The sequence below is a fragment of the Novipirellula methanifontis genome (assembly GCF_052161655.1).
GTDB lineage: Bacteria > Planctomycetota > Planctomycetia > Pirellulales > Pirellulaceae > Novipirellula.
In genome coordinates, this window is record NZ_CP197418.1 from 2,614,800 (window position 1) to 2,628,667 (window position 13,868).

10 protein-coding genes are annotated in these 13,868 nt (G+C 54.0%); 6 read left to right on the forward strand and 4 right to left on the reverse strand.

Annotated features, from left to right (window positions below):
* The first annotated feature begins 106 nt into the window (after window positions 1–106).
* Together SH528x_RS09160 and SH528x_RS09165 are read left to right on the forward strand one after the other, a co-directional pair.
* Window positions 107–1,462 (forward strand): sulfatase family protein, encoded by a 1,356-nt coding sequence (locus tag SH528x_RS09160; RefSeq protein WP_442510222.1) that lies wholly within the window; start codon window positions 107–109, stop codon window positions 1,460–1,462.
* Window positions 1,463–1,515: 53 nt separating this feature from the next.
* Window positions 1,516–3,732, forward strand: coding sequence for a sulfatase-like hydrolase/transferase (locus tag SH528x_RS09165; protein ID WP_442510223.1), 2,217 nt, complete (start codon window positions 1,516–1,518; stop codon window positions 3,730–3,732).
* Between the two features lie 20 nt (window positions 3,733–3,752).
* Here the strand turns inward: SH528x_RS09165 and SH528x_RS09170 are convergent, their stop codons facing one another.
* Window positions 3,753–4,577, reverse strand: coding sequence for a phosphatidylinositol-specific phospholipase C/glycerophosphodiester phosphodiesterase family protein (locus tag SH528x_RS09170; protein WP_442510224.1), 825 nt, complete (start codon window positions 4,575–4,577; stop codon window positions 3,753–3,755).
* 100 nt (window positions 4,578–4,677) lie between these two features.
* Between SH528x_RS09170 and SH528x_RS09175 the strand changes: the two genes are divergently transcribed.
* Entirely contained in the window at window positions 4,678–5,058 is a 381-nt protein-coding gene (locus SH528x_RS09175) for a hypothetical protein (RefSeq protein ID WP_442510225.1), read from the forward strand.
* A gap of 113 nt (window positions 5,059–5,171) precedes the next feature.
* Here SH528x_RS09175 and SH528x_RS09180 read toward each other — a convergent pair whose 3' ends face one another.
* Window positions 5,172–6,140 (reverse strand): Gfo/Idh/MocA family protein, encoded by a 969-nt coding sequence (locus SH528x_RS09180; RefSeq protein ID WP_442510226.1) that lies wholly within the window; start codon window positions 6,138–6,140, stop codon window positions 5,172–5,174.
* Between the two features lie 216 nt (window positions 6,141–6,356).
* Between SH528x_RS09180 and SH528x_RS09185 the strand changes: the two genes are divergently transcribed.
* Complete coding sequence (locus SH528x_RS09185; protein WP_442510227.1) at window positions 6,357–7,277, forward strand: RluA family pseudouridine synthase; 921 nt, start codon at window positions 6,357–6,359, stop codon at window positions 7,275–7,277.
* A gap of 14 nt (window positions 7,278–7,291) precedes the next feature.
* On the opposite strand, the gene moaC is transcribed toward SH528x_RS09185, so the two are convergent.
* Together moaC and SH528x_RS09195 are read right to left on the reverse strand one after the other, a co-directional pair.
* Window positions 7,292–7,789, reverse strand: a complete 498-nt coding sequence (moaC, locus tag SH528x_RS09190) for a cyclic pyranopterin monophosphate synthase MoaC (protein ID WP_442510228.1) — start codon at window positions 7,787–7,789, stop codon at window positions 7,292–7,294.
* A gap of 239 nt (window positions 7,790–8,028) precedes the next feature.
* Window positions 8,029–8,601: a helix-turn-helix domain-containing protein gene (locus SH528x_RS09195; RefSeq protein WP_040770725.1), complete on the reverse strand. Its 573-nt coding sequence runs from the start codon at window positions 8,599–8,601 to the stop codon at window positions 8,029–8,031.
* 1,083 nt (window positions 8,602–9,684) lie between these two features.
* Between SH528x_RS09195 and SH528x_RS09200 the strand changes: the two genes are divergently transcribed.
* Together SH528x_RS09200 and SH528x_RS09205 are read left to right on the forward strand one after the other, a co-directional pair.
* Complete coding sequence (locus SH528x_RS09200; RefSeq protein ID WP_442510229.1) at window positions 9,685–10,752, forward strand: M42 family metallopeptidase; 1,068 nt, start codon at window positions 9,685–9,687, stop codon at window positions 10,750–10,752.
* A gap of 42 nt (window positions 10,753–10,794) precedes the next feature.
* On the forward strand, window positions 10,795–13,701 hold the full coding sequence (locus tag SH528x_RS09205; RefSeq protein WP_442510230.1) for a response regulator: 2,907 nt from the start codon (window positions 10,795–10,797) through the stop codon (window positions 13,699–13,701).
* Window positions 13,702–13,868: the final 167 nt, after the last annotated feature.

Below are 13,868 nucleotides of genomic sequence, written 5' to 3' on the forward strand. Positions count from 1 at the left end.
CTCGCTTACGCGTCGGGTTATGATTTTACTAAGCCGGACGTTCTTGTACGACACGGACCGTTCGGTGCCGCGACACTACCTCGCCTTCTCCTACCCAAGCCTGACCATGATTCGATTCTCTTGGATTGCAGCCATCGTTGCCTTGATGGGCGCTGCTGTTTTGTTGGCGGCGTTCGCTGAACCCACGCTGGCCGATCAACCCAACGTGCTGATCATTTATGGAGATGATCAAGGTTCGATCGATCTGGGATGCATGGGCGTTACCGATCTGCAAACGCCGAACTTGGATCGACTCGCCGGCCAAGGACTGCTGTTGACACAAATGTACTCCGCCGCACCCGTGTGTTCGGCGAGTCGTGTGGGATTGTTGACGGGGCGTTACCCAGCACGTGCAGGGCAACCGGGCAACGGCGATCTGCGATCCGAAGAAGTCACGATTGGCGAAGTTTTTCGTGACGCGGGCTACCGCACCGGGCAAGTGGGCAAGTGGCATCTTGGTCAAACGCCCCTCAACAATCCGAAGGGACAAGGCTTTGATGATTGGTTCGGCCATCTCGGTGGCTGTATCGATAACTACTCGCACTTCTTTTTCTGGGCCGGCCCGAACCGTCACGATCTGTTTGACAACGGAACCGAAGTCTATCGACCAGGCGACTATTTTCCTCAGTTGATGGTGGATCGCTGCAAAACGTTTATCGACAAACCGTCCGATCAGCCATGGCTACTGTATTGGGCATTCAACGCGCCGCACTATCCCTATCAAGGTACGCCCGAGTGGCTCGAGCGTTACAAAGATTTGCCGACACCCCGCCGTGAGTACGGTGCGTTTTTGTCGACCATGGATCAATACATTGGCGAAGTGATCGAGCACCTTGAACGCAACGGGCTGAGCGAAAATACCATCGTCATCTACCAAGCGGACCATGGTCACAGCACCGAAATTCGCGCCTTTGGTGGCGGCGGCAACGCCGGTCCGTATCGCGGAGCCAAGTTTTCGCTGTTCGAAGGAGGCATTCGTGTTCCATCGGTCGTTCGCTTTCCGCCGAAATTTCCCGCTGGCCAAACGCGTGACCAATTCATGACCGCGTGTGACTGGCTGCCCACGCTATGCCAACTCTGCGACGTAAAACCGCCCGTAAATACGCTCGATGGTGTATCGATCGTGGATGTTTTGAGTCATGATGCAAAGCCGCCACGCGAAACGTTTTATTGGCAGTTCGGCGGTGGCGGCAAAAACTCTCAGTGGGCAGTCCGCGACAAGAACTGGAAATTAATTGGTAATCCCCGTGACACCTCGCTCAACGAAACCCAGCGCAAAGAGGGTGGCCGATTGAAGGATAAACTGTTTCTTGTGGATCTGAGCCAGGACATTGGCGAGACAAATAATGTTGCAGAATCTCGACCCGATATCACTCAGCGTTTGCTGAAACTGCGAGCCGAGATGACGAGTGACTTTGAATAGCCAAGGCATGCATCCCCACTTCTAAATTCCCCTCTCCCCCTTTCCCGACCGCCATGATGAAAAAACATCTCTCTGTGCTATCGCTTGTCGTCGTTACCGCATTGCTGCTCTCGCCTGGGCAATCGCGTGCCGACGAGCGTCCGAACATCGTGTTCTTCTTTGCCGACGACCAAACGACGAGCACGCTGGGTTGCTATGGCAACGACGTGATTCAGACGCCGAACATCGACGGCTTGGCCGCGCGGGGCACACGCTTCGAAAACGCCTTTGTCAGCCAATCGATCTGCTGGGTCAGCCGCACCACGATTCTGTCGGGATTGACCGGACGCAGTTACGGCACCGCAGCAAACCCTGAATTGGCGCGAGCCGATGCAGTGGAGACCTTGTACAGCGATCTGTTGCGAGAAAACGGTTACCGCACTGGCTACTTTGGCAAATGGCACGCCAAGATGCCAGCAGGGTACCGAAACCAAGATCACTTTGACGAGTTCGAGGCGATTGGGCGGAACCCGTATTACAAAAAACAAGCCGATGGCAGCCTGCGTCACGAAACCGAACTGATTGTCGATCGCGGCATCGAATTCGTTAAGAATCAACCCAAAGATAAACCGTTCGCGCTGAACATGTGGTTCAACGCCTGTCACGCCGAGGACGGCGACCGTCGCCCCGGGATCGGGCATTTCCCTTGGCCTCGCGCAATCGACGGGATGTACGAAAACGTCCAAATCGCTCCACCGCGTCTGGGTGATCCTGCGATCTTTGACGGACAACCCGACTTTTTGAAAACCACGATCAATCGCGAACGCTATTTTTGGCGATGGAATACGGACGAAAAATACCAAACCAACATGCGAGCCTATTTCCGCATGGTCAGCGGTATCGATGGTGCAATCGGCCGTTTCATGGCCGCATTGGAAGAAGCCGGATTGGCCGACAACACGATCATTGTCTACTCGGCCGACAACGGCTACTACATGGGCAATCGCGGGTTTGCCGGCAAGTGGTCGCATTACGAAGAGGCACTCCGCGTGCCGATGATCGTTGCGGATCCGCGGGTACCTAAAACTCAGCAAGGCAAGGTCGCCGACGCGATCGCATTGAACTTGGATCTGCCAGCCACGTTTTTGGATTGGGCCAACGTCGAAGTGCCGAAGCGTTACCAGGGACACAGTCTGAAACCTATCGTCGATTCTCAAAAACCAGCGGATTGGCGAACCGAATCGTTTCACGAACACTTCGCGGTTCGCAATCGCATCCCGGCCTACGAAGGCATCCGTAACGAGCGATACAAGTACGTTCGCTATTTTGACCACGGCAACCACGAATTCTTGCACGATCTAAAAAACGATCCTGACGAATTGGTCAATTTGGCCTCGGATCCCGAGCATGCCGAAACGCTCAAAGCGATGCGTCAACGGACGACCGAGACCGTCGCAGAACTGGGCGGCCCGCTCGATCCGCTCAAAAACTTCTCTCCGTCCACGGTGCCGCATCCCGAGGCTTCGGCAGCGGTCGGCACTCGGCCCGACAAAGACGGCTTCGTCCGTGTGTTTGATGGCAAGACCCTGCGTCAGTGGTCGGGTGATTCCAAATATTGGTCGGTCCAAGACGGTGCGTTGACCGGGGTGACCGATGGCTCGCTAAAGATGAATCGCTTCATCACCTGGAATAACTCGACGATCCGCAACTTCGATTTGCGAGTTAAAGTCAAAGTCACCGCCGGCGGCAACAGCGGACTTCAGTATCGCGGCACATCGCGTCCCGATCTCGGTTTGGACATCGTGACCGGTTACCAGTGTGATGTGGTCGCCGATAACCCCAACTACAACGGCATGCTTTACGAAGAAAAGGGACGACGAATTCTGTCGCATACCGGCGAAAAAGTGATCATCGACAGCAACGGACAACCGTGGGTCGTTGGCCAATTGGCTGGCAGTGATGCGATCAAAGACTTCGATACCGAATCCTGGCACGACTACCGCGTGTTGGTCCAAGGCAATCATCATCAACATTGGATCGACGGGCATCCGACCGCCGACCTGATCGACTTGGACGAGAAAGGACGTTCACTCGAAGGAGTGCTGGCCGTGCAAGTGCATGTCGGTCCCGCGATGAAGATCCAGTACAAAGATTTTAAGATCAAGCATCTTCCTGACGATCTGCCGCTGCTGAAGGCCGAGGATCATCCGATCCCCAGCGATGCCTACGGAGTGAAACCGCAAGGCCGATTGCCCAAAGATTGGAAGGCTCCGGTTTACGGAAATCGCTAAGCACAGGCAAAGCTAGTGGACTAGCGGTCTTTGCCCGCTTGGCGAAGGAACGATTCTAGTCCTGGTAAGTCGTCGGTGTTGATCATGTCGACGCCGCTGTCGCGAAGCACACGCCACATTGCCGCGGTGTCGGGGGTCGCCCAGAAACGAACGCGTCTGCCCTGAGCATGGGCAGAGGCGATCGTTTGATCTAACTTCTGCTGGTCCGCCGCGCTGATCGTCCCCTTGCCGTTCCAGCGAAAATGTGTACGCCAGTTGTCACTGATCAACGGCATCAGGTGGCTTGGCAATCGCGAATCCAGATCGCTCAAGCGACCATCAACACCTGCGTAACGCACGGTTTCCGCGGTCATCAATTCCAACGGTCGATTGCCAGAAACAGTCACGCTGACCGCTTTGCGATGCAATTTGCCATCACGAACTACAGAAATCATTTCGGAATATTGAGCGAGAGTTTTTGCGAGTGCTGCGTAGGTGGGCTCGGCTGCACTCTTAATATCAATCAGCAGATAAAAGGGATCGTCTGTGCCGTGGACCGATCCGTTGTTCTGCTGCACTCGTTCGCGCAAGGGATTTAGATACAGCGACTGAAGCGTTCGTTCGGGTTTCAATTCATTCTGGGAATGAGCGACCCACAATTCACCCTCGACAAGATAGATGTCCGCCTCGACGCTGGTGAATCCATGATCTAGTGCATCCAGCAACGGACGCGTGTGCGCATAATCATTGTGGGCATGAGCCAGCGCAAGCGGCGGGGCAGCGTTGGTTTGACAAAACGCGGGGCGATCAACCATAGCGACGATGATTAGCGCCGAAAGGATCATGGCAGGCTGCAAACGTTTCAAGTCATGTCATCCAGTGAGAGGAAAAACAACGTAGGATTTTTTTTGCGGAATTCACGCACCCCATACTACCATCGGGGCTCTGGGTAGGCAGGAACCCATTATGAAACATCGTATTGTAAAAATAGAGCTGGCGACGATTACGGCCACGGCAATCGGCTTGTTCGTCGTATTGTTACTCGGCAATCTGTCGTGGCCGATAGTGCGAGGCGTCCCTGGCATTGCGATCGGAACGCTGGTTGCGGCGATGGTTGCGTACGGGATGCGAAGCGGATTCGAACCGCCCCCGTCGATGATTGCCAGCGGCATCGGAGCGATGGTCGCGAGTTTCTTTGCGATCGCGAGCGCCGAAATGCTGCCCCCGGGCAGCGTGCAGTGGATGCTGAAAGGCGGAATCTATGGAGCCTGTTTCGGGATTCCCGTCGCGTTGATTTTGGGTCCGATTGGCTTAATCGGAAAAGCATCGATCGACCGCCCCCAGTAGGCCGAAACGCAGCGGAGCGGAGTTCCGTTACGGCGTCGGTAACGAAGTCACCATCACTTTTGCATCCGCCGGATCTGCGTCGCTGCCGCGACTTCGTCCGGCCTGCGTGATCGTTATTGGCTGTCGGCGTAGGCATTTGCCATCACGACGTTTGTCTCGCGGCCTTCGTTGCCATCAACCCGCGGGCGACGGTTGTTTTGGATCGCGTCGGCGAAGTCGACAATCAAAGGTTCGCAAAAGTTGGCCGCAGGTGGTAACGTTTCAATGGTTTCCTGACCGTCGATTTCGACAATCAATTTATCGCCGTTCAGCGGGCATGCTCGTAATCGTCCGCGCGTTCCGATGATCGTAAACTCGTCAGGATCGTCGGCACCAAAATGACACTGCAAGGTTCCGATTGGCCCCTGCTGAAAACGGAACAAAACGGTCGCGGTGTCTTCAACTTCGTAGTCCGCTGCCACGGTCGCACAGATTGATTTAACTTCAGCAACGGGCCCGAAGAGGTGTAAGAAGACATTAATGCGGTGGCTGCCAACGTCCATCAATGCTCCGCCGCCGCTGTTGGCCAGCGCCGTTCGCCAATAGCCCTCGTCGCCCGATTTCATTGCAAGCGGGGTGGCGGTGACAGCCGACACGGCCAAGGGAGTACCAATCGCCTTGCTTTTCAGCAGCGTTTCAATCCGATCCACGATGGGGTAGAACCGCCGATAGTAGGCGACGCCAAGTTTGACATTTGCCTTGGCGCACACATCAATCATTGCGTCGCACTCGGCCACGTTCATTGCCATGGGCTTTTCGACGATGACATGCTTTCCCGCCGCCGCAGCCATCTGCGTTTGTGGCAGGTGCTCTTGCACGGGCGTGGCGATGTAGACCGCATCGACATCGGCGTCGTTCATCAGTTCGCGGGCATCGCTATACCCACGAGGAACCGAAAGTGTGTCGCAGAACTCCCGCAAACGAACGGGATCACGGCGGCAAGCCGCAACCAGCTCGTTGCCTGGACTATCGATAATGGCCTGTGCAACCCGTTTTCGTGAAACATCGCCGCATCCAATCAATCCCCACCGAATCGTCTTCATCAAAATCTCGTTGCCAAGTAACAGGTCGTTTAATCACATGTTCTGGGGGGCAAGTATGATGCATAAAAACGATCGAACCAATGGTGGTTGACGCAGCGGCACGCCAAAAGCACAGTCCTGGCGAAAATCCACCTGGCCAGCGATAATGCAAGCCTGGGCCACTGAACCAGCCCCATTCCATTCTTTTGATTCCTTGCTTTTAACTCCGATTTTCCGATGCCGATAAAGACGCTTTCATTGACCGTAGACGAAGAGAAAGCGGGGCGTATCGATTTGATCGTCCGTGATCTGGCGGGGGTCTCTCGTAGCCAAGTGCGGGGCATGTTCGATCATGGTTGCGTGAATGTGAACGGGCATCCGTGCAAAGGGGTCGCGGGTTCGGTGAAAGCCGGTGATGTGGTTTCGTTGCGTTTTGACCCGAACCAGCGGTACAAAGAGAAAAAAAGAAGCTGGGACGATCGCACGTTTGGCATCGTATTCGAAGACGAGCACCTCATTGTCGTCGACAAAGCGGCCGGCACCCTGACTGTGCCCACGGACAATGGAGAACCGAATTCGTTGGTCGACCGCATCTCGATCTATCTCAGCCATTCGCGTGGGCAAAGAGAGGCTTGGGTTGTTCATCGGCTTGATCGCGAGGTCAGCGGATTGCTGGTCTTCGGGAAACACGAAGCGATCGCGAAACAATTGATCGAACAATTCAAACAGCGAAAACCCGAGCGAGTCTACACCGCGATCGTTGCCGGAGTGATTGCGGATGACGAGGGAACTTACCATTCGCACCTGGCGACCGGCAGCAATCTAGATCGGTTCGTGACCAAGCCATCGCGAGACACTGAAACCGCGATCACGCATTTCCGCGTCATTCGCCGGCTGCCCGACACCACGTGGGTCGAAGTGCAGCTCGAGACAGGCAAGCGAAACCAGATTCGCGTTCAGTTCGCCGACGCAGGGCATCCGGTCTTGGGAGATCCTCGTTATCAAACGAAGCAAGCATCGCACCCGTACTGGGTTCGCAAGCGAATCGCCTTGCATGCTCGCTCGCTTGCGTTCGAGCATCCGATAACGGGCGAAACGGTCAAGTTTGAATCTCCACTGCCATCCGCGATCCAAAAGTTCATCAACGCTGGCCGCTAAGCAGGTGTGTCCATTTATTGACGACGATAATCGCCAGACTTGCCACCCGATTTGGCTTCCAACACCACGGGCCCAATCTCGATTCCGCGATCGATCGATTTGACCATGTCATAAACCGTCAGTGCCGCGATCGACGCCGCCGTCATCGCTTCCATCTCCACTCCGGTTTTCGCGGACGTTCGCACGCGGACATGGCAGACCAAAGTCGCCTGCGTTGCTCCGGCAGCAGCAGGTGATGCTGCGTTCGGTTTCCAGCTGAAATCGACGCTGACCGATTCAATCGGGATCGCATGGCAAAGCGGGATGAGTTGCGAGGTTAATTTTGTCGCTTGGATTCCAGCCAGGCGGGCCACTGCCAGCACGTCGCCTTTGGCGGCCTTTGCGGACTGGATCACATCCGCGGTCGCGGGGGCCATCACAATTTCAGCCGACGCAAGTGCTTCGCGTACCGTGACGGACTTGGCCGAGACGTCGACCATGTGGGCGTTGCCCGAAGCGTCAAAATGAGACAAGAGTGAATCCCGTTGCGAGTAGATATCTGATTCCCAGTGAAACCGATTCCCAATGAAACCGATTCCGAAGGGATCCATTTTATCGGGAACGTGTCGCAAGTTTTGGTATGCAAATAAAATTCGGTATGCAAATAAAAAAACGTCGCACACCTCGGGATGGTGTGCGACGTCTTTGATCGAGGCATTCAGGATCATCTATCAGCGGCGAACCGACTTGCTTCAGCCGCCAAGCTTGCTGACTAGACTAATTCTTTCTTGCTTCCGACGAGAGTTCGCAAGCGTTCGGCGAGCAAGTGCGCGTCGAATGGCTTCTTGAACGTCTCATTGATGCTGCTTCGGTCGAAGCTCATCGGTTGCCCATCGTCGGGAAGCAGTGCAATCAGGACAATATCAGTGAAGTCGATGTTCTTGCGCAGATTTTGACAAATCTGAACTGCCTCGATCTTACCGATCGAGAAGTCGACAATGATACAGTCTGGATTGAAGCTTTCCGCTTGAATTCCCGCTTCGAAACCGCTCGCGGCCACAGCCACTTTGAATGCTTTTTCGGGTGGAAGTTCACGCTTGAGGTTCTCGATTAGCACCTGGTCTTGGGCGACGATCAGGCATTTAGCCATCGCTTCGTCTTCCAAGTCACCCAGGGGCATACCGTGTTCCTTCAAGAACTTGATCAGGTACTCACGCGGAATGCGTCGGTCCTGAGATCCTGGAATGCGATAACCTTTTAATCTTCCCGAATCGAACCATTTTGATACAGTTCGGGGTGCTACTTTACAGATCTTGGCGACCTGTCCAGTTGTGAAGACCTTCATACTAGGTACTCCATAACGCCTCGTTTAATTTTCCCTCGACCAATGGTGCGTCGGTAACCATTGATCTAGCGGCCTTATTCGTCCTTCACTTCCTGTACAACCGGTCCTGAGTCGATCGTTTTGTTTTCGTAGTGGGTTACGAACGCAAAGTTACAGTCATGATTAACGCTGGGTCGGGCCAGCCGGCTCGCATCCTGCGACGCTTACCGAGCGGGATTCCTCGCGGTTTGTTTATTAAAAATTAGGCGAACCCATATACATGAGATCGTTTTTCAGGGGATAGAAGCTGCGAGTCGTCGTGACAAACCGCGACCGATTGATGAACACCCAACACGTTAAACACGAATGCCGAAGTAACACTCGTGTTCGCTGGCTGTGCATTACAACAAATGCGATTTTGATTTTTCCGTACTCGCTAACACCAACACTATGATGCAGGTTGCATCAGAGCTTTGGTGATCGCGTTTCCCAGATTCCCCCCTGGGTAGATCAAGGCTAGTGTCTTGGTTGCTCTCCGCAGATGAATGTTGTGATGCTCTGGCAAGCCAAAACCTCGCAACTTCAGACGCGTCAAGAAAAGACACCTTGATCTGAGAGTTAATGTCGAGTCATTTAGGGTCAACTCTTTAGTGCGATTGATCGTGAAAAAGCAGTATCAACGGTTTCGCATGTCAATAGCGTTTTGACGACAGAGACGCGCACATCGGTTGCACTGCGAAAACTCTCGGTTTTCTCACTCTTTCAACGCATTGACCGCACGGCCAACATCTCTCCGTCGTGCCCAGATCAACCAGGAAATATTTTCTGCTCTCCTTCACATTTCGCAACTCGCGTCACCGCCATCATCGATCTGAGCTGTAATCGCACCGCAAAACATCGAATAAATCGCCGTTTGGTGTCAAAGTTCACTCAAGTTTCCGAGGCGAGATACACTTTCACTCAGCCGACTCGGGTGCCCTCCTCTAGTCTACTCTACCCGCGTTAATCGCGGTTCCGTTAAACTTTGACGATGGAATCTCATCCTGGTATGAATCTCATCCATCAAAATGATAGCTTTCACCGTAAACACGTAGGAAACCGTCAATGCAAGATGCAGCCCACAAGTTCTTTCGAGACGCGATCGAGACCCCAAGTCCCTCGGGTTTTGAAGAGCCGATCCAATCGCTGATCCGTAAGTACGTCAGTCCATTTGCGGACAATGTCCGCTCGGATCTCCACGGAAACTTGGTTGCGAGCGTGGGCGATCTATCGGGGCCGCGTTTGATGTATGCAGGACACTGCGACCAGATCGGGATGCTGATTTCGCATATCGATGAATTGGGGTTCCTCTATGCGCAAACCATTGGCGGCTGGGACCCCCAGCAATTGATCGGCCAAGCGATGACGATTTGGACCGCCAATGGCCCCGTCGCTGCAGTGATCAGCCGTAAGCCGATTCACTTGCTCAATGAACAAGAACGAAAGCAAGTTGTTCAGCTCAAAGAAATGTGGCTCGACATCGGTGCCAAAGACGAGGCCCAAGCCAGGCAATTGGTTCGCATTGGCGACCCAGTGACATTGGACCTGACCTACCGTCCCCTGCTTGGGGATTTGGTCAGCGGTCCGGGGATGGACAACAAAACAGGCATGTGGACGGTGATGGAAGCACTCCGGCGGGCATCGACGTCGGTCGACTCGCTTCGTTGCCATTTGCACAGCGTCTCGACCGTTCAAGAAGAAATTGGACTGCGTGGAGCAAAAACGGCTGCCGGAAGCATTAATCCAGATGTTGCGATTGCTGTCGACGTGACGCATGCATCAGATTGCCCCACGATCGAAAAGCAACAGCAAGGGGACATCCGTATTGGGGGAGGTCCCGTCATCTTTCGTGGGCCAAACATCAACGCCAAAGTGGCACAGCGATTGATTGACCTGGCGGAGAAGAATTCAATTCCCTACCAACTCGCCGCCATCGGCCGCGCCGCTCCCAACGATGCCAACGTGCTGCAAACCCACGGCGGAGGGGTTGCGACCGGTCTCGTCTCGATCCCGAATCGATATATGCACTCAGCGGTAGAGGTAATCTCGTTGTCGGACATCGACCAAGTCGCCGAATTGTTAGCAAAGTTTGCACAATCATTAACATTGGATGATGATTTTGTTCCATCATAGGGATTGCTTGTACAGGCTTTGATGGGGAGTTAATGGCGGTTTATGGCTCAGGACAGTGGATACCTTGAACGCGTGTTTGCAGATGCACGCTCAACTTACCAGGCGCTCGCGGATGCGCTGCCGGTAAGTTTGCTGATCAAAGACACCGAAGGTCGCCGCCTGTTTGCGAACAAAAAGTATCTTGAGGTGCGAGGCCAATCGCTCGACGAGATACTCAATAAAGACGACTTCGATCTGTTTCCTGTCCATCTTGCCGCCTGTTACGTCGCCGACGACCAAGTCGTGATGAGGAGTGGCGAGGCACTGCACGACATCGAAGAAACAATTGCTAAGGATGGCAGTCCCCGCTGGATCGAGCGGATGAAATGCCCCATCAAGGACAGCAAGCAAAAAGTGATTGGCATTCAGGTCATGTTCTGGGACGTGACCGAACGGATCAAAGCAGAAAAGGAATTGCGGCACGAGCAGAGCTTGCTGAAAACGTTGCTGGACAATATCCCCGACTCGATCTACTTCAAAGATACGGAAAGTCGCTTTCTGAGAATCAGTAAAGCGATGGCGAACAAGTTCGCGATGGAGGGTTCGATCGATGTCGTCGGCAAAAGCGACTCGGATATTTTTACGTCCGAACATGCACTGCTAGCTCGCAAAGATGAACTGCGAGTGATGCAGAGTGGTGAGGCACTAGTCGATCGCATCGAGCGTGAAACATGGGCCGACCGGGAAGACACGTGGTGCATGTCGACCAAAATGCCGTTCCGTGACGAATCAGGAAAAATCATCGGCACCTTCGGGATCAGTCGCGATATCACCGAGTTGACTAAATCGCAACAAGAACTTCGCGAGGCCCGTGACGTTGCCACCAAAGCGAACGAGGCAAAAAGCAATTTCTTGGCCAATATGAGTCACGAGATCCGCACCCCAATGAACGCGATCATTGGTATGTCCGAACTGTTGTCGCAATCGGATCTAACGCCCGAACAACGTGATTACAATTCCTTGGTTCGTGATTCGGCGGACTCGTTGCTACGACTGCTTAACGAGATTCTTGACTTTTCCAAAATCGAAGCAAACAAACTCGAGCTCGAGTCGATCCCATTCGCCACACGAGATGTGATCGAAAAGGCGGGGCAGACGTTGTCGTTGAAGGCGTCCGAGAAGAATCTCGAATTGCTTTGCCGAATCGCCCCGGACGTGCCGAGCCGTTTGATGGGTGACCCCGGCCGACTGCGACAAGTGCTAATGAATTTGATTGGAAACGCGATTAAATTCACCGAGACTGGGCATATTTTTGTCGATGTCAACGTAACCGCCCCCCCGGCGCCGGACTTGTCTGCCGAGACAAACGAACAAAACGAGACGAACGCAAACGTACTTTGGCTTCACTTCCAAGTCTCCGACACCGGCATCGGAATCCCAACCGAAAAAATCCAATCGGTGCTCGAAGCGTTCACTCAGGCGGACTCATCGACCACGCGTCGCTTCGGCGGTACCGGCCTCGGACTCGCTATTTCGCGACAGCTGATTGATTTGATGCAAGGAAAATTGGAAGTCGAAAGCGAAGTCGGCAAAGGCACATCATTTTGGTTCTCGGCCCCCTTTCCGATTGCGGCAGAACAAAAACCACCCGACGACCACCTGCGGCAACTGGCCGGAACCCGAGTGTTGGTGGTCGATGACAACCCCGTGAATCGAAGGATTTTAGAGGAGATTTTTTCAGTCTGGGGATTCAAGCCAACGCTGGTCGATGGCGGAAAACATGCGTTGATGCGAGTTCGCGAATCAAAGCAACGCCACGAACCGTTTCACTTGATCGTGCTCGATTGCATGATGCCCGAGATGGACGGATTCCTATTAGCCCGCCTGCTGCGCGAAGAATTCCCCGACGACCCGGCACGGTTGATCATGTTGTCCTCTGCGAATCTTCCTGAGAACACAGACCAACTCAGTGATCTCAACATTTCGCGTTACCTCAACAAACCGGTGGTTCAATCCGAACTGCTCGACACGATTGTGCAAGTGATGGAGTTAGGCGAGACGCCTGAGACGCCCATCCCCGCCACTCCGGAACCGGCCACGTCGATGCGAGTCCTTGTTGCCGAAGATGGACTGGCGAATCAGCAAGTGGCGATAGGAATGCTAAAGGCGTGCGGACACAAAATCAAAATTGCCAACGATGGACGTGAAGCGATCGCGTGCTGGAAGAGCGAACCGTTTGATGTCATCCTGATGGATATGCACATGCCTGTGATGGATGGCATCGAGGCAACAAAACTCATTCGCGAGCAAGAGAAATCGTTCAGCCCACCGCGACACATACCGATCATCGCCTTGACCGCCGCGGCGATGCAGGAAGACGCGGATGCCTGCATCAAAGCGGGCATGGACGCTTTCTTGTCCAAGCCCATTCATCCTCGACGCCTGCAAGAAACGATGGTCCGCTTTGCGAAGCCTCTTTCAACATCGTCTGCTAGTGACGGCGCCACCTCTGCGATCAGCGATTCGGATCACGATTGGCAAAACGATGACAATTTGCCTCGCGATAGCGACAAAGGCAAGGACGATTGCGATGATGACCTTGATCTGGAATTCGAAGATTCCGACGTGGTCGACTTGCGTGCTGCCGAATCGCGAATCCCCGGCGGACGGCGGGGCGTGCGGCGGTTGGCCGAGGTTTTTATCAGCGAGTGCGAGTCGCTGCTCAGCATCTTGGTCAACACGGTTCCCGATGGCGATTTAGCGGAAATTGGACGCGCCGCCCACACTCTCAAAGGCTCGGCAAACCTGTTTTTTGCCCATCAAGTGTATTCAACGGCCCGTGAAATCGAACAAGCTGCGAAAGAGGGCCGTCGTGAAGTTCTGGTGAATCTCGTCGACAAGCTGAAAAGCGAGACCGAGGCGATGCTCAAGGTTTTACGGAAGATTATCGCCGTATCCTCCCGCCGATAAGGCACTTAGAGCTCGTTCGCCAAGTGTCTAGCGAAACGAAGTCACTGCATCCCCTAGTGGGGTAATTGGCGGGTCGCAGAGGCCGCCTCATTATTAAAATCACAGCAAATCAGAGGTTGGCTGCTTGCGAAACGCATTTCCACCTCGATTTTATCTTCTTGGGATTG